Origin of the sequence: Nocardioides sp. L-11A (genome assembly GCA_029961745.1) — a bacterium.
Lineage (GTDB): Bacteria > Actinomycetota > Actinomycetes > Propionibacteriales > Nocardioidaceae > Nocardioides.
Genome location: CP124680.1, coordinates 1,130,508 through 1,149,701, shown reverse-complemented (window position 1 = coordinate 1,149,701; position 19,194 = coordinate 1,130,508). Strand labels below are relative to the sequence as shown.

The following is a 19,194-nucleotide window of genomic DNA, read 5'->3' as shown; positions in this document are numbered from 1 at the left end:
CGATGCAACAGCGCCTCACGCGGTACCTCACCCGCGCCCGGGACACCTTCGGCGGCTTCACCGCCGGCCAGAAGGCCGTCGCCGTCATCGGTACGGCGGCCCTGCTGATCGCCGTCTTCATGGTGTTCCGCTGGGTGTCGACCCCCAGCTACGCGCCGCTGTACTCCAACCTCTCCGGCACCGACGCCAGCGCCGTGATCGAGGAGCTCGACTCCCAGGGCGTCCCCTACAAGCTCACCGGTGGCGGCGGCACGATCATGGTGCCGCGCTCGGACGTGTACGGCACCCGGATCAACCTGTCCGGCAAGGGCCTGCCCTCCAGCAGCGACGGCGGCTACAGCCTGCTCGACAAGCAGAGCCTGTCCACCTCGGAGTCGCAGGAGCAGACCAATTTCAAGCGCGCCATGGAGGGCGAGCTCAGCAAGACCGTCGAGGCCATCCACGGGGTCGACACGGCGGTCGTGCACCTCGCCATCCCGGAGAAGCGGGTCTTCACCGACGAGCAGGACCCGCCGACCGCGTCGGTGCTCATCGACACCGAGCCGGGCACCTCGCTGGACGACGAGCAGGTCCAGGCGGTCGTCCACCTGATCGCATCCAGCATCGACGGTCTCGACCCGAAGCGGGTCACCGTCACCGACGCGAAGGGCAAGCTGCTCACCACGCCCGACGGCGCCGACGGAGCCGACGGCGGGACCGGCGCCGCCTCCGCGCGCTCCAAGCAGGTGCAGGCGTTCCAGGGCTCGATGCAGTCCGAGATCCAGTCCGTGCTGGACCGGGTCCTCGGGCCGGGCAACTCGACCACGACGGTCACCGCCGACCTCGACTTCGACAAGTCGGTCACCGACAGCCGGACCTACCAGGCGCAGGAGAACACGCCGCCGCTGTCGGAGTCATCGACGAACGAGACGTACGCCGGCCCGGCCGGCTCCCGCACCGGCCAGGCCGAGGGCATCGTCGGCCCCGACGGTCAGATGGATCCCGCGACCGCGACCGGCGGCGACTCGTCGTACAAGAACACCTCGAAGACGCAGGACAACGCCGTCGGCGAGACGGTCGAGCACCGGGAGAAGGCGCCGGGCTCGATCAACAGCCTGCACGTCGGGGTCGTGCTCGACGCGACCGCGGCGGCCGCGGTGCAGCCGCAGGTCGTCAAGGACCTGATCAGCAGCGCCGTCGGCATCAAGCCGGACCGTGGGGACACGATCGACGTGTCGACGATGGCCTTCGACCGCAGTGCGGAGGAGGCAGCCGCCGCCGACCTGAAGGCGGCGAAGGACGCCGACGCGGCGGCGCGGCGCAACAGCTTGATCCGCAATCTCGGCATCGCCGGCGGCATCGCCCTGATGGTGCTGCTCGCGTGGCTGCAGGCCCGGCGCCGGGCAGCGGCCCGGGAGGAGGCGCGGGCCTACCTCGTCGAGCAGCTGCGCACGGACGCCGCGAGCCGCACCGCCCAGCTCGAGGCTCCGGCCCTGGCCGCCCTCGAGACGGCGGAGAAGGACGCCGAGGAGTCGATGCGCGACGAGCTGATCGCGCTCGTCGACCGGCAACCGGACGACGTCGCGGCCCTGCTGCGCGGTTGGCTCGTGGAGCCGCGGTCATGACACTGATGGCAACCTCCGGCCCGACCCTGGTCTCGATGGGGGTCCGCAAGGCCGCGGTGCTGCTCATCCAGATGGGCAAGGAGCGCGCGGCCCAGGTGATGGCCCATCTCAGCGACGCGGAGGTGGAGGCGATCTCCGGCGAGATCGCGCGTCTGGACGCGGTGTCCGCGAGCGAGACGGCGCAGGTGCTCACCGAGTTCCACGACCTCGCGACCGCGCACGCCCACGTGACGCAGGGCGGGTTCGGGTTCGCCCAGCAGCTGCTGGAGCAGTCGCTGGGCCCCGAGCGCGCGAAGGAGATCATGGAGCGGCTGCACGCCGCCGCCGTGCAGATGCCCTTCCAGTTCCTGCACCGCGCGGATCCGGCCCAGCTGCGGGGGTTCATCGCCGACGAGCACCCCCAGGTGATCGCGCTGGTCCTGGCGCACATGGCGGCCGACAAGGCCTCCCTGTTGCTCAGCGGCCTGCCGGCACACCAGCAGGCCGTCGTCGCGCACCGGATCGCCGTGATGGACCGGACCTCTCCCGAGATCGTGCGCACGGTCGAGGCGGTCCTGGAGCGCAAGCTCTCCTCGATGCTCCAGCCCGCCGAGGTCTCCCGGGTCGGCGGCGTGGACCCGCTGGTCAACATCATCAACCGGTCCGACCGGCCGACCGAGCGGCAGATCGTCGAGGGGCTCGAGGGCCTCGACCCGGCCCTGGCCGACGAGGTCAAGAGCCGGATGTTCATGTTCGAGGACATCGTCGGCCTCGACGACCGCTCGGTGCAGCAGGTGCTGCGCCAGGTCGACACCGCCGAGCTGTCCCTCGCGCTCAAGGGCGTCAGCGAGGCCGTCCGCGCCAAGATCACCGCGAACCTCTCCGAGCGCGCCGCCGAGAACCTCCTCGAGGAGGTCGAGCTGCTCGGTGCGGTCCGCCTGGCGCAGGTCGAGGAGGCCCAGCAGGGCGTCATCCGCACCATCCGCCAGCTCGAGGAGCAGGGCCAGATCATGGTCCGGCGAGGGAACGACGATGAGTTCGTACTCTGAGCTGGAGCTGCCCGAGCTGCGGGTCGGCACCTGGACCCGCCTGGGCGCGGACACCGTGCTCGGCGACGCGGTCACCGAGTCGCTGCTGGGCGGGATCGCCGCGGAGGCGCGCGACGCCGCCCGCGCCCAGGGCTACGCCGTGGGCTGGGCCGAGGGCCGCCGTACCGCGGACGAGCAGGCGGCCGGCGAGGAGGCCCGCCGGGCCGCGACCCACGCCGCCGCCGAGGAGCGGCGCGAGGCCGAGCACCGGGCGGCGCTCGACGCCCTCGGACACGCGGCCGAGCAGGTCCGCGGCCTGCTCGACGAGCTGGCCCACGCGGTCGAGGACCAGGCCACCGACCTGGCCTGGTCGCTGACGACGACCCTGATCGGCGCCCAGGTCGCACGGCTGGCTCCCCCGGACGTCGTGGCCCGGGCGCTGCACGCGCTGCCGCCCGGTGCGGTGGGCCGGGTCCGGCTGCAGCCCGCGGTCGCCGCGTCGCCGGCCGCCCAGGAGCTGGTGTCCCGGGGCCTGGAGGTCGTCCCCGACCCGGCTCTCGGCGCCGCCGATGCCCTGGTCGAGGCGGTCGACGGGTCGGTGGTCGACCTGCGGATCCGCGAGGCGATGGCGCGGGTGCGGGAGGTGCTGTCCTCGTGACCACCGTGCTGTTCCCCCCGGAGCTCCGCGAGGCGGCCGCCGCGGCCGCCGCCCCCCTGCACCTCGGCACCGTCAGCGAGCTGGTGGGCCTGCATCTGGAGGTGCGCGGCCTGCCCGGCGCCGCCGTCGGCGACCTGCTGGAGGTCCGGACGGCGGGCGGCCCGCTGCTCGCCGAGGTCGCCGCCCTGCACCCCGGCGCTGCCGTCTGCCTGCCCCTCGGCACCACCACCGGCGTCCGGACGGGTGACCTGGTCCGCGCGACCGGCGGCCCGCTGCGCGTCCGGGTCGGCGAGGCGCTCCTCGGGCGCGTCCTCGACGGCCTCGGGCGCCCCGTCGACGACGGTCCCGCGCTCGGCGGCCTGGAGTCCGTGTCGACCGAGCACCCGACGCCCGGCGCGCTCAGCCGCCCCCGCATCACCGAACCGCTGGGCTGCGGGGTCCGTGCGCTCGACGCGCTGGTGCCCGTCGGCCGCGGCCAGCGGATCGGGATCATGGCCGGCTCCGGCGTGGGCAAGTCGTCGCTGCTCTCGATGATCGCCCGCGGCACCGACGCCGCGGTCAACGTGATCGCCCTGGTGGGCGAGCGTGGCCGCGAGGTGCGCGAGTTCATCGACGGCGACCTCGGCCCCGCGGGCCTGGCCCGCTCCGTGGTCGTCGTGGCCACGTCCGACGCGCCGGCCGTCGAGCGGCTGCGGGCCGCGTTCACCGCCACCCGGATCGCCGAGTGGTTCCGCGACGGCGGCCGTGACGTGGTGCTGATGATGGACTCGCTCACCCGGGTCGCCGTGGCCCAGCGCGAGATCGGCCTGTCCGCGGGCGAGCCACCCGCCACCCGCGGCTACCCGCCCAGCGTCTTCGGCCTGCTGCCCCGGCTCCTGGAGCGCGCGGGCACCTCGGCGACCGGGTCGATCACCGGCATCTACACCGTCCTCGTGGAGGGAGACGACCTCCAGGATCCGATCGGCGACACCGCCCGCTCGATCCTCGACGGCCATGTCGTGCTGTCCCGCGACCTCGCCACCGCCGGCCACTTCCCCGCGATCGACGTCCTCGAGTCGATCTCCCGGGTCCACCGCGCCGTGACGACGCCCGACCAGCAGCGCGATGCCGGCCGGCTGCGCCGGATGCTCGCCGCCCACCGCTCGGTCCGTGAGCTCGTGGAGATCGGCGCGTATGTCGCCGGCGCGGACGCCGATGCCGACGCCGCGCTCGCCCGGCTGCCCCGGATCGAGGCCTTCCTGCGCCAGGCGATGGACGACATCACCCCCCGCGCCACCGCGTGGGACCGGCTCGCGGAGGTGGTCGCCCCATGAGCCGCACCCCACGTCACATCCCCGGCGAGGACAGGGGGCTGGCCGCCGTCGCGCGGGTCCGCGGCGTCCGCGAGACCGACAGCCGGATCGGCCTGCAGCGGGTGCTCGCCGAGGAGGCCGCCGTCGGGGCACGCCTCGCCTCGCTCACGTCGGCCGTCGCCACCGCGGACGTCCCCGCCGTGACGACCGCGGCCGCTCTGGTCGCCGCACGGACCCGGCTGGCCCACCTCGGCATCCTGGTCGACGAGACCCGCGCGGAGGCGGCGACCGCGCAGGTCGTCACGGCCGACGCCCGGGCCCGCTGGGGCACCGACCGGGCACGGTTGGCCGCGGTGGAGCACCTCCTCGAGCGCCGGGCCGCCCGGCGCCGTACCGAGGCCGAGCGGCGGGCCGCCCGCGACGCCGACGATCTGGCCGCCCAGCGCTGGGCCCGGGAGCGTCGATGAGCATCGAGAACGTCACCGCCCGGATCAGCGAGCTCCAGGCCCGGCTGGCCCAGTTCGCGCCGGCGCGGGTCTCCGGCTCCGGCTCCGGATTCGCCACCGAGCTGGCCGGCGCGCGGGTCGCCACGACGGGTGCCGCGTCCGGGGGCACCGTGAGCGGCGCGGACGTGGTCGCCGAGGCCCGCAAGTACCTCGGCCTGCCCTACGTCTGGGGCGGCACCGATCCCACCAAGGGCATGGACTGCTCCGGTCTCGTGCAGGTCGTCTACAAGAGCCTCGGCTACGACCTGCCCCGGGTCTCCTACCAGCAGGCCGCCTCCGGCCGGCCGGTGGCCGACCTGGCGCAGGCCCAGCCCGGCGACCTGCTGGCGTGGGACAACTCCAGCCGCAACAACGGTGTCGACCACATCGCGATCTACATCGGCGACGGCAAGATGATCGAGGCGCCGCGCACGGGGCTCGACATCCGCGTCGTCGACGTCCCCTCGACGCCCGACGTGATCCGGCGGATCATCGACCAGCCCGCGGCCGGCACCGCGGGCACGGCGCCGGTGTCGGCCCGTGCGGCGACCGGGACGCCGTACGCCGACCTGATCGACGCCGCCGCCGCCCGCACGGGAGTCCCCGGGAGCCTGATCGCCGCGGTCGCGCGGCAGGAGTCGGGCTTCGACCCGCGCGCGGTCAGCTCCGCCGGCGCCCAGGGCCTCATGCAGCTGATGCCCGGCACCGCCCGGGGGCTCGGCGTGACCGACCCGTTCGACCCGGCCCAGGCCATCGACGGAGGTGCGCGACTGCTGCGCTCGCTCCTCGACCGGTTCGGGCGCACCGAGCTCGCGCTGGCGGCGTACAACGCCGGTCCTGGCGCGGTCTCCCGCTACGGCGGCATCCCGCCGTACCGGGAGACGCAGAACTACGTCCGCACCGTGATGGCGATGGTGAGCTGAATGAACCACCCCGTGAGCATCGCTCCGTTCCTCCCGGGCCTGGCGGTCCCGGTGCCCGCCGACGGCGGGACACCCGCCGGCACTGACCCCGGCGACCCGGGGGTGGTCTTCGGCGAGGCGCTCGCCGCGGCGCTGCTCGCCACGGTGCCACCGCCGGCGGCCCCCGTCCCGGGCGTCCCCGCGACGCCGGCCGCTGCGCCGCTCCCGGCGGCGGCCGGCACGCCCGCCGTCAGCCCCGCGGTCACGCCCGCTGCCCCGGTCGTCGGCACCCTCCTCGCCCCGACGGGTGATCCGGGCGAGCCGGACCTACCCACACCGGCGGCGACGGGACCGGCCAAGCAAGCCACACCGGGCACACCAGTCACGGCGGAGCCGGCGTCCTTCCCGGATCGGCTCTCCGCGGCCACCCCCGCGCCCACCTCCCAGGATCAGGCGCCCGCGCGGTCCGAGTCCCGGCCCGCCACCACCGACCCGGCTGTCGCGATCGCCCCGGCCGACCCGGCGACCGACCCCGCCCTCGGCAGCACCGCGTCGGCGGCGCCGGCAGCCACCCCGACAGGGCCGCGGCCGACGGTGGAGCGCGCCGTCGTGCAGCAGGTCTTCCCCGAGGTCACCCGTCTGGTGACCAGCACCCCGGCCGACCGGCCCGGCACGCACCGGATCACCCTCACCCTCCAGCCCGAACACCTCGGCGAGGTGCGGGTGACCCTCGTGGTCAAGGACGGCGCGGTGCAGGTGCGCCTCGCCGGTGCCGCCGACGACGCCGCCGGCAGCGCGGCCGTGCACCGTGCGCTCAGCTCCGGGGCTCCCGAGCTGCAGCGGCTGCTGGAGCGCTCCGGCGCCACCGAGGCGCGGGTCCTGATCCGCGACCCGTTCAGCCCGGCGTCGGCCCCGCCGCCGACGCCCACCCCGGCCGTGGCGACCGGCCAGTCGGGACCGGGTTCCTTCGCCGCCGACGCCGGCGGCGAGGGGGCATCCGCCTGGGACGGCTCCTCCGGCGACCCCGACCAGCGCGGGGGCCGGCACCCCCGGGCCGCCGTACCCGAGACGGTCCCGGTCACCAGCAGCACGACCCCCACCCGCCCGACCACCCCCGGTCACCTCGACCGGTCCCTGTGAGGAGGAAGAGATGTCCGTCTCCAGCACCGAAGGCATCGGCTACGGCGTGACCGGCGCCGCGGCCCCCAGCAGCGCCGGCGCTCCCGGCGCCCCGGGCACGTCGGGTGCGGCGAAGAGCGACGACAAGGACATGTTCCTGCAGCTCATGGTCGCGCAGATGAAGTACCAGGACCCGCTCAACCCCACCGACTCCTCGCAGTTCCTCGCCCAGACGGCGCAGTTCACGGCACTCGAGAAGATGCAGAACGTCGCCGACCAGACCGCGATGCTGCTGAGCACCCAGCTCGCGTTCGGCGCCAGCTCGCTGATCGGCCAGACCGTCCGCTGGTACGACGCCGCCGGGGTCGAGCGCTCCGGGGTGGTCCAGGGCACCACGTACCTCGCGACCGGCCCGGTCCTCAGCATCGACGGCACGTCCGTCCCCGTGACCGACGTGGTCAGCGTCGGCGACGCACCGACGATCAAGGAGCCGACTCCGACCGGCGGGGGCACCACGGCACCGCCCAGCGGCACGCCGCCCACGACCGCCTGACCCCGAGCCACACCGCACCACCACCCGAGAAGGAGAACACCATGCTTCGCTCGCTCTTCGCCGGCATCTCCGGCCTCCGCGTCAACCAGACCATGCTCGACGTCACCGGCAACAACATCGCCAACGCGAACACCACCGGCTTCAAGGCCAGCACCACCGTGTTCGCCGACACCCTCAGCCAGCAGCTCACCGCGGCCTCGGGCGGCAACGCCGAGCGCGGCGGCACCAACCCGATCGAGATCGGGCTCGGCGTGCAGCTCGCCGCCACCATGGCGAACTTCGGTCAGGGCTCGGCCCAGCTCACCAACCGGCCGACCGACCTGATGCTGCAGGGCGACGGCTTCTTCGTGCTGCGCGACGGCCAGGAGGACGTGTACACCCGTGCCGGCGCCTTCACCTTCGACCAGACCGGCGTGCTCGTCGCGCCGAACGGCATGCGGGTGCAGGGCTACGCCCTCGACGGCGCGGGCCTGCCGACCGGCGGCCCGGTCGACGTCGACCTGAACCTGATCGACGGCACGCTGCCGCCCGGCGTCGACCTGACGTCGTACTCCATCGGCCCCGACGGCAAGCTCCGCGGCGTCTTCTCCGACGGCGTGCAGCGCGACATCTGCCAGCTGGCGGTCGCCGACTTCACCAACCCGATGGGCCTGGAGAAGGTCGGCGACACCGCCTTCCGCGAGTCCGCCAACTCCGGTCCGGTCCAGCTCGGCGTCGCCGGCCAGGGCCAGCGCGGCCAGATGATCGCCGGCCGGCTCGAGATGTCGAATGTCGACCTGTCGGCCGAGTTCACCAACCTGATTCTGGCCCAGCGCGGCTTCCAGGCCAGCTCCCGGGTGATCACCACCAGCGACCAGGTGCTCGAGGAGCTGGTCAACATCAAGCGGTGACCTGCGTCCGTGCCGGGATTGCGGACCGAACCGGACACGTGCTGAGGGCTGTCCCCGATCTCCATCCTGGCGTTCGATGAACTCGTGCCTGCCGGGCACGGTGAAGGAAAGGACCCCGCGCTCGGGGGCGTAGACGAGGCCCTCCTGGATGAGTTCCCGCCGGGCGTTGGACAGATCGGTGACTCGCTTGCCCATGGCCTCGGCGATGTCGGCGATCGGCACTGGTCCGCCTCTTCGGAGGTTGCCGACGACGCGCATCAGATCGCGTTGGGCCGGTGTCGCGCGTCCCCAGCGCGAGCGGTAGAGGCCGTGCTGCAGACAGCTCGACCCGAGGCGTGACCTCGACCTCGGCGACGATCCACCCGGAGCCACTGACCTGGCGCATGAGTTCGTCGAGAAGCGCCGTTCTCCCTCTATCACGGAATCTGAGATACGACGCGATCGTTCGTGATTCATGCTCTGAGAGCGCCCCTCGCCACAACACCCCTCCACGGGCACAGGCCAAAGGCTCAAGGCGCCGGGCCGTCGGCCGATGGGACCTGCGGAACGCCACGGACGGCGCTCCCGCCCCAGACACGCCAGCCACGCACACGGAGGTGCCGCGGTGATCTCGCTGACCCGACTCTCGGGGACCACGTTCCTGCTGAACGCGGACCTGATCGAGCGCGTCGACTGCACCCCGGACACCGTGGTGACCCTGGTCGACGGGACGAAGTACATCGTGGCCGAGTCCCTCGACGAGGTGCGCGACGAGGTCATCGACTACCGCGCCGCCATCGTGGCCCGCGCCGCGCTGCCCGACGCCTCGGCCATCCCACCGGTGCGGCCCACGCGCCAGAGCAGGCTCAGCGCCGTACCGCCGCGAGGAGTCACGCCGTGAAGGACATCGCCACTCCCGTCGGGATCGGCGCCGCCCTCGGCGTCATCATGCTCGCGAACATCCTGGAGGGCGGCAGCCCCGCGAGCCTGTTCCTGATGCCCCCCATGCTCCTGGTCTTCGGCGGCACGCTGTGCGTCGCCGTCGCCGGTGGGACGCTGAACGACGCCAAGAACGCGGTGGCCTCCGCCAAGACCGCCCTGTTCGGCAAGGTGGCCTCGTCGGCCGACGTGGTCCCGGTGATCGTCAGCCTCTCCGACGCCGCGCGCCGGGAGGGCATGCTCGCACTGGAGGGCCGGGTGGGCGACATCGACGACCCCTTCCTGGTCAAGGGGGTGACCCTCGCCGTCGACGGCACCGACCCCGAGGAGCTGCGGGAGATCCTCGAGGCCGAGCTGCACGCCAAGAAGGCGGTCGACAAGCACGCCGCGAAGTTCTTCACCGACGCCGGCGGCTACGCCCCGACGATCGGCATCGTCGGCACCGTGATGAGCCTGGTGCACGTCCTGGAGAACCTCGCCGACCCCGGGGCGCTGGGGCACAGCATCGCCGCCGCCTTCCTCGCGACCCTGTGGGGTGTGCTCAGCGCCAACGTGCTGTGGCTTCCGATCGCCGCGCGACTCAAGCGGCTCAGCGAGCTGGAGAGCACCCGGATGGAGATCGTGATCGAGGGTGTCGCCGCCATCCAGGCCGGATCCAACCCGCGGATCGTCGCCCAGAAGCTCCAGTCCCTGCTGCCCGCTCAGGACCAGCTGAAGGAAGCGGCCTGAGATGTCCCATCCCCGGCGCCGACGGCGCGAGAGCGAGGAGGAGCACGAGAACCACGAGCGGTGGCTGGTGTCGTACGCCGACATGATCACCGTGCTGATGGCGCTGTTCATCGTCATGTTCGCCATGAGCCAGGTCGACGAGCAGAAGTACCAGGCGCTCAAGGACGGCCTGGCGGACGGCTTCGGCCGCGAGAAGTCGATCCTCAACGGGGCCAGCCCGATCAGCAACGCCAAGGGCACCAGCGACCCCGGCGAGACGTCGTACCAGATGCTCCTCGCGCAGGTCCCCGAGGCACAGCAGGAGACGGTCGCGAAGATCCTCGAGGAGTCCGAGCGGCTGCGCAGGCAGCGGGCGTACGGCGACGCCCGGACCGAGGCCGACCGCCTGCTGAAGGTCTGGCGGCAGATCGACCGGGCACTGCGCGACCAGGGCCTGCGCGACGACGTCCGGGCCTCGATCGACGACCGCGGCCTCGTGGTCAGCCTGGTCTCCCAGCATGTGGTCTTCGAGCCCGACATCGCCGAGCTGACCGATCGCGGCCGTCGGGTCGTCGACACCATCGCGCCCGTGCTCGCCGCGCTGCCGGAGCCGATCGAGCTCGACGGCCACACCAACCAGGAGCCGGTGAAGCCGCGCTACTACCCGTCGGACTGGGAGCTCTCCGTCGCCCGCGCCGTCCACGTGCTGCACCGGCTCGAGGACGGCCACGACATCCCGGCCCGGCGTCTGCGCGCCACCGGCTTCGGCCACACCAAGCCGCTGGTCGACCCCGCCGTGCGCGGCTCGCAGCGGGTCAACAAGCGCGTCGACATCCTCGTCCTGAGCCAGCAACCGGCCGAGACCCGCGCCCTGCTCGGCGAGGCGTACGCCGAGCTGCGCCGCGAGGCCGGGCTCGGCGACCTACCGACCGCACCCGGTGATCCGGGCACGCCCGGTGGCCCGGGCGCGCCCGCCGATCCCGCCGGCGACGGCACCGACGGCGGTGCCGACGCCGTCGCCACCCCTACCCGCTCCCGAGGAGAGGACCGACCGTGACCACGAGCGTCTCCACACCCGCGACCGCACCGGCCGAGGCCGCATCGAGCGGGCGGGGGAGGAAGATCGGGATCGCCCTCCTCGTCGTCGGCCTGCTCGCCGGCGCGGCCTGGTTCCTCGTGCTGAAACCCGCCGGCGACGGCGAGCCGCAGCCGGGCGAGGTCGCCCCGCTGGAGGCGATCCAGGTGAACCTGGCCGGCGGGCACTACCTGCGGCTGGGCATGGCGCTCCAGCTCACCACGGCCGCCGAGGAGGCCGACGGCAGCAAGGCCCTCGACTCCGCGATCACGGTCTTCTCCGGCCTCCCGGTCGAGGAGGTCAACAAGCCCGACGTCCGCGAGACCCTGCGCCAGCAGCTCGTGGAGCGGCTGAAGGAGAGGTACCACGGCGAGGTGATGGAGGTGTACTTCACCGAGTACGTCACCCAATAGGTCCCTCTCCCGCGGGGACCTTTGGGACCCCACCCGGGACCCTGGGTGGCCCGAAGTGACCACGGGACCCTGACCGCCCGGCGTCCCGGCGACCCCTCAGGTCCGTGAGCGCCGCGACGATGGGCTCGTCGTGACCCTCCAGCGGCCGCGCCGCCGACCTCGCACGGCCGACCCCACGCCGTACGACTTCCGGCGTCCGATCCAGCTCTCACGCGAGCACCAGCGCACCCTCCAGCTCGGCTTCGACAGCTTCGCGCGCCAGGCGACCACCGTGTTCACCAGCTCGCTGCGCACGGTGTGCACGGTCGCGCTCACGGGCATCGAGCAGCGCACCTACGCGGAGTACGTCGACAGCCTCGGCCCGTCGACGTACATGACGCTGTTCAGCGCGGACCCGATCCCGGGCACCGGCGTGCTCGAGATCCCCCTGTTCGCCACCATGTCGTGCCTCGACCACATGCTCGGCGGCCCCGGCTCCGACGAGCAGCCCGACCGGCCGCTGACCGAGATCGAGGACGGGGTGTTCCGCGGGCTGGTCGAGCGGCTGCTCGGCGAGATGCGCTACTCCCTCGACGGGATCGTGACGCTGGAGCCGACCATCACCGGCATCGAGTACAGCCCCCAGTTCGCGCAGGTGGCCAGCGCCGCCGACGTGATGGTCGTGGTGACCCTCGAGCTCCGGATCGGCGAGCGCGCGCACCGGATGTCGGTCTGCCTGCCGTTCAGCGGCCTGCTCCCCCACCTCGCCAACGCCACCGGCAACGGTGCCGTCTCCGACCGCGAGCGGGCGCAGCGCGCGCACTCCGCGGGCCTGCTGCAGGAGCAGTTCCAGCGGGTTCCGGTCGCGGTCTCCGTCCGGTTCCGCCCGCTCCCGGTCGACCCGGCGACGCTCGCCGACCTGCGCCCCGGGTCGGTGCTGCGGCTGAGCCACCCGGCCTCCGCCCCGCTGGACGTGACCGTCGCCGGCAACACCTTCGCCCATGCCACCCCCGGAGCCCGCGGCCAGCACCTGGCCGCCCTCATCGTCACCACGCCCGAGGAGTCCTGATCCCCATGACCGACGTGCTCGACCCCACCCTGCTCGCCGAGGCCGTCGCGGTCGCGGCGGCCGCGCCCCTCCCGGCGGTCACCCCGCTGACGCCGGGCCCGGCCCAGCCCGGCTCTCCGCACGTCACCGCCGCGTTCGCCGGCGGCGCGATCGCCGAGCTCGACGGCGGGGTCCCCGGAGCGGTCGTCGTCCTCGTCGGCACCGAGCTGGTGGAGGCGCTCGCGTCCAGCCCGATCGGCGCGCTCGACGTGGCCGCCGCGGTGCAGCCCGCCCTCGACGCCGCGGCCCGCCGGCTCGGCGCGCACGCCCGCGGGGCCCGCGCCCTCGCGCTCGACGTCGAGGGCTACGACATCACCGCCGAGCTGGGCGGTCCGTTCCGGACGGTGCCCCTCATCGGCGCCGGCATCGCGGCCGCCGTCCTGGTCCCCGAGGCCACGCTCGCCGGCGCCGGTGAGCCGATCCCGGACAGCGCCGACGACGCCGGCCCCGGTACGACGGCCGCCCCGGCCGATGCCGGCGAGGACACCACGCCGTTCGTCCCCGCCTTCGGCGCGCCCGCCGCGCCGCCGCGCGGACTCGAGCTGCTCCAGGGCGTCGACATGGAGGTGACCGTCGAGCTCGGCCGGACCCGGATGACGGTGCGCGACCTGCTCGCCCTCACGCCCGGTGCCGTGCTCGAGCTCGACCGGGCCGCCGGCAGCCCGGCCGACCTGCTGGTCAACGGCCGGCTCGTGGCCCGCGGCGAGGTCGTCGTCATCGACGAGGACTTCGGCCTGCGCGTCACCGAGATCCTCGACGCGAACGCCGCGGTCTGACGCCGATGCTGGACAGCACCGGCGGCGTGGGCCTGGGCGAGCTCGCCGTCCGCCTGGTCGGCTCGCTGGCGCTGGTCGTCGGGCTGCTGCTGCTCATCGCCCGCGTGGTCAACCGCCGGCTCAAGGCCCCCGCCGGCGCGACCATCCAGGTGGTGCAGCGCCAGGCGCTCGGCCGCGGCCAGGGGGTCGCGGTCGTCTCGGTCGGCACCCGGATCCTCGTCCTCGGCACGACCGAGCAGCAGATCACCCTGCTCGCCGAGGTGGAGCCGGACGAGATCGGCCTGGACCAGACGCCGCCGGAGCCGGGCACCGAGCCCGCCGGCGTACCTGCCGCGGAGCACGGGACCGGTGCGTTGTCGGGGTCCGTGCTGTCGCCGCAGACCTGGAAGGACGCCATGGCGGCCGTCACCGGGAAGCGGGCGTCGTGACCACGACCCTGTCGAGCGGGGTCGCCCGGCTCGCGCTGGTGCTCGCCGAGCCCGTGGGGCCGAACGGGCCGAACGGCCCCGGCAAGGGCGGCACCGTCCAGATCGACCTGTCGGGGATGACCGACAAGCCCAGCCACAGCCTGCTGGTGTTCCTCGCGCTGACCCTGCTCAGTCTGCTGCCCGCGATCGTGCTCACCTGCACCAGCTTCACGAAGGTCCTCGTCGTGCTCGGCCTGACCCGCAACGCGCTCGGTCTGCAGCAGACGCCGAACAACCAGGTCCTGGCCGGACTCGCCCTCTTCCTGAGCCTGTTCATCATGGCGCCGGTGCTCTCGCAGATCAACGACGAGGGTGTGCAGCCCTATCTCGACGGCGACAAGACGACCTCGGTCGCCTTCCAGGACGGCCTGGAGCCGCTGCGGGAGTTCATGCTCGACAACACCGACGACGGCGAGCTGCAGCTGCTCACCAGCGTCGCCGACCGCAAGCTCCCCGAGAACCGCGACGACGTCTCGACCGCGACCCTGATCCCCGCCTTCGTGCTCTCCGAGCTCAAGGACGCCTTCATCATCGGGTTCATCATCTTCATCCCCTTCCTGGTCATCGACATCGTCGTGAGCGGGGCGCTGATGAGCCTGGGCATGATGATGATGCCGCCGGTGATGGTGTCGCTGCCGTTCAAGCTGCTGCTGTTCGTGATGGTCGACGGATGGGCGCTGATCATCAGATCGCTCGTCGCGTCGTACGGGAGCGGGTGAGCCGAGGTGAGCCAGGTGAGCCAGGTGATGGAGACATGACCGACACCGCGATCATCGAGATCGCCCTCAAGACCATGCTGGTGGCGCTCAAGCTGTCGGCGCCGATCCTCGCGACCTCGCTGGTCATCGGCTTCGCCATCTCGCTGTTCCAGTCGATGACCCAGATCCAGGAGTTCACGCTCTCGTTCGTGCCGAAGCTGGTGGGGGTCGGCGTGGCGCTGCTGGTCTGCGGCAACTGGATGCTGCACACCCTGATGGCCTTCACCCGCGAGCTCTTCGACCTGCTCCCCGGCCTCCTCGTCTGATGGGCTCCTAGGCACAGCCGTGGTCCTCTCCGTCGACGGCGCCGCGCTCAGCGCGCTGCTGCTCGCCTCGGTGCGGGTGGTGGCGTGGCTGGTCGTCGTCCCCCCGTTCGCGACGCGGGGCATCCCCACCATGGCGAAGGTGATCCTCGCGATCGGCCTGTCGCTGGCGATGGCGCCGACCCTGGCGGCCCAGGAGCTGCCCGGTACGACGCCGGGGCTGGTGCTCGCGACCGCCGCCCAGGTGCTGATCGGGGTCGGCATGGGCTACGTGACGATGCTGCTGTTCTCCGCGATCGGCGCGGCCGGCGCGCTGGTCGACGTGTTCGGCGGCTTCGCACTGGCCGCGGCGTGGGACCCGCTCTCGATGAACTCCAACACCGTCTTCGGGCGCTTCCACCAACTGCTCGCGACCGCCCTGCTCGTCGTCTCGGGCGGGCACCTGATCGTCATCGGCGGTCTGCTCAGCACCTTCCGCTACCTGCCGCTGACCGGCATGCCCGACATCTCCGGCTGGGACGGCGTGCTGCTGACGGCGTTCTCGATGTTCTTCACCGTCGCGGTGCAGATGGCGCTGCCGATGATCGCCGTCCTCTTCGTCGCCGACCTGGCGCTGGCCCTGCTCACGAAGGTGGCGCCGCAGCTCAACGCGCTCAGCGTCATGTTCCCCGCGAAGGTCGGACTGACCCTGCTGCTGCTCGGCCTGTCCTTCCCGATGCTGCCCGGTGCGCTCGACCGGCTCGTCGACTACGCCAACCAGGCCATGTCCTCGATGGCCGGGGCGGGCTGACGTCGTGGCCGCCAGCAGCGAGGAGAAGACCGAGAAGCCCACCCCCAAGCGGAAGAAGGAGGGCCGCAAGGAGGGCCAGGTCCCGCGCACCCCCGAGCTCGGCGGGTGGCTCGGCCTGCTCGTCGTCGGTCTCGCGATGGGGCCGCTGCTCGACCACGAGCTCGACGCGCTGCGCACCATGATGGCCACCGCGCTGCGCTCGGCCGAGGACCCGTCGGTGTCGCTCGCGCTGACCCTGCTCGCCGCCGCGGGCCGCCACATCCTGGTCAGTCTCGTCGTCCTCGGCTCGATGGTGCTGGTCATCGGCGTCGTCTCCGCGCTGGCCCAGGGCGGCTTCTACCTCGCGCCGAAGCTGGCCAAGCCGGACGCCAAGAAGCTCAACCCGATCCAGGGCGCGAAGCGGATCCTCGGCCCGCACGCCTTCTGGGAGGGCGCGAAGGTCCTGGTCAAGAGCACGGTGGTCGCCTTCCTCGCCTGGGGCGCGGTCAAGGCGATGATGCCGCTGGTGGGCGGGCTGCTCCCGATCCAGGTCGTCCTCCACCAGGTCAGCGCCGAGGTCTCCCGCCTCCTGCTCACCGTCGCCATCGCCGGACTGGTCATGGCCGCGGCCGACTACGCCATGATGCGACGGCGGATCGGCAAGCAGCTACGGATGAGCCACAGCGAGATCAAGCAGGAGCACAAGCAGGCCGAGGGCGACCCGCTGGTCAAGGGCGCCATCCGGGCCCGGCAGATGGCCGCCGCCCGCAACCGGATGATCGCCGACGTCGCGACCGCCGACGTGCTGCTGGTGAATCCGACGCACGTGGCCGTCGCGCTGCGCTACGACCCGGATCGGGGCGCCCCCCGGGTGATCGCCAGGGGCGCCGGGGCCATCGCCGCCCGGATCCGGGAGGTGGCCGCCGCGGAGCGGGTGCCACTGGTCCAGGACGTGCCGCTCGCCCGGGCGCTCTACCGCCACTGCCAGGTCGGCCAGGAGATCCCCCGGGAGCTGTGGGCCGCAGTGGCCCAGGTGCTGGCGTTCGTGCTCAGTCGCCGCAGTGCCGGCCAGCACGGCGGCGAGCACCGCACCCCTCGGCGTACCGGGGACCTGCCCGAGGTGCTCGCCCGCTCCCGCCGGCGGCGAGCGGCTGCGGGATGAGGCGCTGCAGGAATCGCCGGTCGACCGGTGATTCCCTCGCTTGTCGGGCGTTGCAACGCCCGACAAGTGCCAGTTTCACCGGTCGACCGGTTGTTCATGCAGCCCGTCAACCCCTCATCCACAGGAGCGGGCGGCCGATGAGGTCACCGACGCCAGGACGGCGCCACCCCGCAGTGCCACGGACGGCGCGCCCGGTCGAGAGGCTGTAGCCACCGCATGTCCGTGAAGTCGCTGACGCGGCTCGGTGTCCCGCTGGGCATCGTGCTGATCGTCGTCATGCTGGTCGTGCCACTGCCGGCGATGGTGCTCGACCTGATGATCGCGCTCAACATCACCGGTGCCCTGCTGGTGCTGATGGTGGCCATGTTCATCCACAAGCCGCTGGAGTTCGCCGCCTTCCCCTCGGTGATCCTGGTGATGACGCTGTTCCGGCTGGCCCTCAACGTCAGCGCGACCCGGCTGGTACTGCTCGACGGGTACGCCGGCAAGGTGATCGACACCTTCGGCCACTTCGTCGTCGGCGGCTCGCTCATCGTCGGGCTGATCGTGTTCGCGATCCTGCTCGTCATCCAGTTCGTCGTGATCACCAACGGCGCCGGACGCGTGGCCGAGGTCGGTGCGCGGTTCACGCTCGACGCCATGCCGGGCAAGCAGATGGCGATCGACGCCGACCTGAACTCGGGGCTCATCGACGAGGAGGAGGCCCGGCGGCGGCGTGCCGAGGTGCACGCGGAGGCGGACTTCCACGGCGCGATGGACGGCGCGTCCAAGTTCGTCAAGGGCGACGCGATCGCCGCGATCGTGATCACCCTGGTCAACCTGCTGGGCGGCTTCGCGATCGGCGTGGCGCAGTACGGCATGCCGTTCGGCGAGGCGATCAACACCTACTCGCTGCTCTCGGTCGGCGACGGCCTGGTCTCGCAGATCCCCGCCCTCCTCCTCAGCGTCGCGACCGGTCTGATCGTGACCCGGTCGGTGGCCGACTCCGACATGGGCTCCGACATCGTCGGCCAGGTCTTCCAGCGCAAGATGCCGCTGCGGGTCGCGGGCTTCGGCGCGCTGGCGCTGTGCGTGATCCCCGGCCTGCCGAAGCTGCCGTTCCTCGTGGCCGGTGGCCTGATGCTGCTGGGCGCCAGCCGGATCGACGAGTCCGCCGGCGCCGGGGCGGCGGGCACCGACGCCGACGCGGCCGCCGGCGAGCTGGTCGCGACCCCCGACACCCCCGAGGCGCTGGTGGCCGAGATCCGGGTCGACCCGCTCGGCCTGGAGCTCTCGGCGGACCTGATCGACCTCGTGGACAGCCGCACCGGCGGCGACCTGCTCGACCGGGTCAAGGCGCTGCGCCGCAAGGTGGCCGGCGAGCTCGGCATCGTGATCCCTCCGGTCCGCACCCGCGACAACCTCGAGCTGCCGGCGAACACCTATGCCATCACCCTGTACGGCGCCGAGGTGGCCCGGGGCGAGGCGCCGCGGGGCACGGTGCTGGCCATCGGCGAGTTCCTGGGCTCACTGCCGGGCACCCCGACCCGGGAGCCGGTGTTCGGGCTGGACGCCAAGTGGATCCCCGCCGAGCTGCGGCACCAGGCCGAGATCGGCGGAGCGACCGTCGTCGATCGCGCCTCGGTGGTCACCACCCACCTCGCCGAGATCGTGCACCGGCACGCGAGCCGGCTGCTCGGCCGCGAGGACGTCCGGCTGCTCACCGACGTGGTCAAGCGCACCCACCCGGTCGTCATCGAGGAGCTCACCCCGACCCAGCTCCCACTGGGCGAGGTCCAGCGGGTGCTGCGCGCCCTGCTGGAGGAGCGGATCCCGATCCGCGACCTGGTCCGGATCTTCGAGGCGCTCTCCGTGCGCGCCGCGGTGGCCAAGGACCTCGACGGCCTGGTCGAGGCGGCCCGTGCCGCGCTCGAGCCCGCCCTCGCGGCGCCGTACGTCACCGACGGCGTGCTGCACGCCATCAGCTTCGACCCGCTGCTGGAGCAGCAGATGCTCGAGGGCCTGCGGCCCACCGAGCAGGGCGCGGTCGTCGTCCTCGACCCCGACGCCGCGCAGCAGGTGCTGCTCGGCCTGGCCCAGGCGACACAGGCGGCCGAGAACACCGACGTACGCCCGGTCCTGGTCTGCGCGCCCGCGCTCCGGGCCGCCGTACGCCGTCTCGTCGCGCCCACCGTCGAGCGCCTCCCCGTCTTCTCGTACGCCGAGCTCGGGGCGGCCCACGAGATCCGCTCGGTGGCCGTGGTGTCGGCCACCGGCGCCCGGCCCGCACTGGAAGCTGGAGTCTGACC

21 protein-coding genes are annotated in these 19,194 nt (G+C 72.9%); all 21 read left to right on the top strand.

Features of this window, described 5'->3' with window-relative positions; translation table 11 throughout:
• Positions 1-2: 2 nt before the first annotated feature.
• Positions 3-1,604, top strand: a complete 1,602-nt coding sequence (gene fliF, locus QJ852_05265) for a flagellar basal-body MS-ring/collar protein FliF (protein ID WGX97848.1) — start codon at positions 3-5, stop codon at positions 1,602-1,604.
• On the top strand, positions 1,601-2,632 hold the full coding sequence (gene fliG, locus QJ852_05260; GenBank protein ID WGX97847.1) for a flagellar motor switch protein FliG: 1,032 nt from the start codon (positions 1,601-1,603) through the stop codon (positions 2,630-2,632). Before fliF ends, fliG begins: the two co-directional genes overlap by 4 nt.
• On the top strand, positions 2,616-3,269 hold the full coding sequence (locus QJ852_05255; protein WGX97846.1) for a hypothetical protein: 654 nt from the start codon (positions 2,616-2,618) through the stop codon (positions 3,267-3,269). Before fliG ends, QJ852_05255 begins: the two co-directional genes overlap by 17 nt.
• Complete coding sequence (locus QJ852_05250; GenBank protein WGX97845.1) at positions 3,266-4,582, top strand: FliI/YscN family ATPase; 1,317 nt, start codon at positions 3,266-3,268, stop codon at positions 4,580-4,582. The genes QJ852_05255 and QJ852_05250 overlap by 4 nt, the downstream gene beginning before the upstream one ends.
• The gene (locus tag QJ852_05245) at positions 4,579-5,028 is read left to right on the top strand and encodes a flagellar FliJ family protein (protein WGX97844.1); all 450 of its coding nucleotides are present in this window, start codon (positions 4,579-4,581) and stop codon (positions 5,026-5,028) included. Before QJ852_05250 ends, QJ852_05245 begins: the two co-directional genes overlap by 4 nt.
• Positions 5,025-5,969, top strand: coding sequence for a transglycosylase SLT domain-containing protein (locus QJ852_05240; GenBank protein ID WGX97843.1), 945 nt, complete (start codon positions 5,025-5,027; stop codon positions 5,967-5,969). The genes QJ852_05245 and QJ852_05240 overlap by 4 nt, the downstream gene beginning before the upstream one ends.
• A 12-nt stretch (positions 5,970-5,981) precedes the next feature.
• On the top strand, positions 5,982-7,088 hold the full coding sequence (locus QJ852_05235; GenBank protein WGX97842.1) for a flagellar hook-length control protein FliK: 1,107 nt from the start codon (positions 5,982-5,984) through the stop codon (positions 7,086-7,088).
• A 10-nt stretch (positions 7,089-7,098) separates the two neighbouring features.
• Positions 7,099-7,620 (top strand): flagellar hook capping FlgD N-terminal domain-containing protein, encoded by a 522-nt coding sequence (locus QJ852_05230; protein WGX97841.1) that lies wholly within the window; start codon positions 7,099-7,101, stop codon positions 7,618-7,620.
• Between the two features lie 41 nt (positions 7,621-7,661).
• Entirely contained in the window at positions 7,662-8,510 is an 849-nt protein-coding gene (locus QJ852_05225) for a flagellar hook-basal body complex protein (GenBank protein WGX97840.1), read from the top strand.
• Between the two features lie 604 nt (positions 8,511-9,114).
• Positions 9,115-9,390, top strand: coding sequence for a flagellar FlbD family protein (locus tag QJ852_05220; GenBank protein WGX97839.1), 276 nt, complete (start codon positions 9,115-9,117; stop codon positions 9,388-9,390).
• The gene (locus QJ852_05215; protein WGX97838.1) at positions 9,387-10,157 is read left to right on the top strand and encodes a MotA/TolQ/ExbB proton channel family protein; all 771 of its coding nucleotides are present in this window, start codon (positions 9,387-9,389) and stop codon (positions 10,155-10,157) included. Before QJ852_05220 ends, QJ852_05215 begins: the two co-directional genes overlap by 4 nt.
• 1 nt (position 10,158) lies before the next feature.
• Entirely contained in the window at positions 10,159-11,193 is a 1,035-nt protein-coding gene (locus QJ852_05210) for a flagellar motor protein MotB (GenBank protein WGX97837.1), read from the top strand.
• Complete coding sequence (locus QJ852_05205) at positions 11,190-11,624, top strand: flagellar basal body-associated FliL family protein (protein WGX97836.1); 435 nt, start codon at positions 11,190-11,192, stop codon at positions 11,622-11,624. The genes QJ852_05210 and QJ852_05205 overlap by 4 nt, the downstream gene beginning before the upstream one ends.
• Positions 11,625-11,754: 130 nt before the next feature.
• Positions 11,755-12,672 (top strand): flagellar motor switch protein FliM, encoded by a 918-nt coding sequence (locus QJ852_05200; GenBank protein ID WGX97835.1) that lies wholly within the window; start codon positions 11,755-11,757, stop codon positions 12,670-12,672.
• Between the two features lie 5 nt (positions 12,673-12,677).
• Entirely contained in the window at positions 12,678-13,487 is an 810-nt protein-coding gene (fliN, locus tag QJ852_05195) for a flagellar motor switch protein FliN (GenBank protein ID WGX97834.1), read from the top strand.
• A 5-nt stretch (positions 13,488-13,492) separates the two neighbouring features.
• A complete protein-coding gene (locus QJ852_05190) occupies positions 13,493-13,915 on the top strand; it encodes a flagellar biosynthetic protein FliO (GenBank protein ID WGX97833.1) in 423 nt (140 codons plus the stop codon).
• Positions 13,912-14,673: a flagellar type III secretion system pore protein FliP gene (gene fliP, locus QJ852_05185; protein WGX97832.1), complete on the top strand. Its 762-nt coding sequence runs from the start codon at positions 13,912-13,914 to the stop codon at positions 14,671-14,673. Before QJ852_05190 ends, fliP begins: the two co-directional genes overlap by 4 nt.
• A 35-nt stretch (positions 14,674-14,708) precedes the next feature.
• Positions 14,709-14,978 (top strand): flagellar biosynthesis protein FliQ, encoded by a 270-nt coding sequence (gene fliQ / locus QJ852_05180; protein ID WGX97831.1) that lies wholly within the window; start codon positions 14,709-14,711, stop codon positions 14,976-14,978.
• A gap of 19 nt (positions 14,979-14,997) precedes the next feature.
• Positions 14,998-15,765, top strand: coding sequence for a flagellar biosynthetic protein FliR (locus QJ852_05175; protein WGX97830.1), 768 nt, complete (start codon positions 14,998-15,000; stop codon positions 15,763-15,765).
• A gap of 4 nt (positions 15,766-15,769) precedes the next feature.
• The gene (locus tag QJ852_05170; GenBank protein ID WGX97829.1) at positions 15,770-16,906 is read left to right on the top strand and encodes an EscU/YscU/HrcU family type III secretion system export apparatus switch protein; all 1,137 of its coding nucleotides are present in this window, start codon (positions 15,770-15,772) and stop codon (positions 16,904-16,906) included.
• A 216-nt stretch (positions 16,907-17,122) separates the two neighbouring features.
• Positions 17,123-19,192, top strand: a complete 2,070-nt coding sequence (gene flhA, locus QJ852_05165; GenBank protein ID WGX97828.1) for a flagellar biosynthesis protein FlhA — start codon at positions 17,123-17,125, stop codon at positions 19,190-19,192.
• Positions 19,193-19,194: the final 2 nt, after the last annotated feature.

What these genes read in the sequence shown, in the direction of transcription:
- fliF (WGX97848.1), top strand. Translation starts at nt 3, where the DNA reads ATGCAACAGCGCCTCACGCGGTACCTCACCCGCGCCCGGGACACCTTC.
- fliG (WGX97847.1), top strand. Translation starts at nt 1,601, where the DNA reads ATGACACTGATGGCAACCTCCGGCCCGACCCTGGTCTCGATGGGGGTC.
- QJ852_05255 (WGX97846.1), top strand. Translation starts at nt 2,616, where the DNA reads ATGAGTTCGTACTCTGAGCTGGAGCTGCCCGAGCTGCGGGTCGGCACC.
- QJ852_05245 (WGX97844.1), top strand. Translation starts at nt 4,579, where the DNA reads ATGAGCCGCACCCCACGTCACATCCCCGGCGAGGACAGGGGGCTGGCC.
- QJ852_05240 (WGX97843.1), top strand. Translation starts at nt 5,025, where the DNA reads ATGAGCATCGAGAACGTCACCGCCCGGATCAGCGAGCTCCAGGCCCGG.
- QJ852_05230 (WGX97841.1), top strand. Translation starts at nt 7,099, where the DNA reads ATGTCCGTCTCCAGCACCGAAGGCATCGGCTACGGCGTGACCGGCGCC.
- QJ852_05225 (WGX97840.1), top strand. Translation starts at nt 7,662, where the DNA reads ATGCTTCGCTCGCTCTTCGCCGGCATCTCCGGCCTCCGCGTCAACCAG.
- QJ852_05210 (WGX97837.1), top strand. Translation starts at nt 10,159, where the DNA reads ATGTCCCATCCCCGGCGCCGACGGCGCGAGAGCGAGGAGGAGCACGAG.
- fliN (WGX97834.1), top strand. Translation starts at nt 12,678, where the DNA reads ATGACCGACGTGCTCGACCCCACCCTGCTCGCCGAGGCCGTCGCGGTC.
- QJ852_05190 (WGX97833.1), top strand. Translation starts at nt 13,493, where the DNA reads ATGCTGGACAGCACCGGCGGCGTGGGCCTGGGCGAGCTCGCCGTCCGC.
- fliQ (WGX97831.1), top strand. Translation starts at nt 14,709, where the DNA reads ATGACCGACACCGCGATCATCGAGATCGCCCTCAAGACCATGCTGGTG.
- flhA (WGX97828.1), top strand. Translation starts at nt 17,123, where the DNA reads ATGTCCGTGAAGTCGCTGACGCGGCTCGGTGTCCCGCTGGGCATCGTG.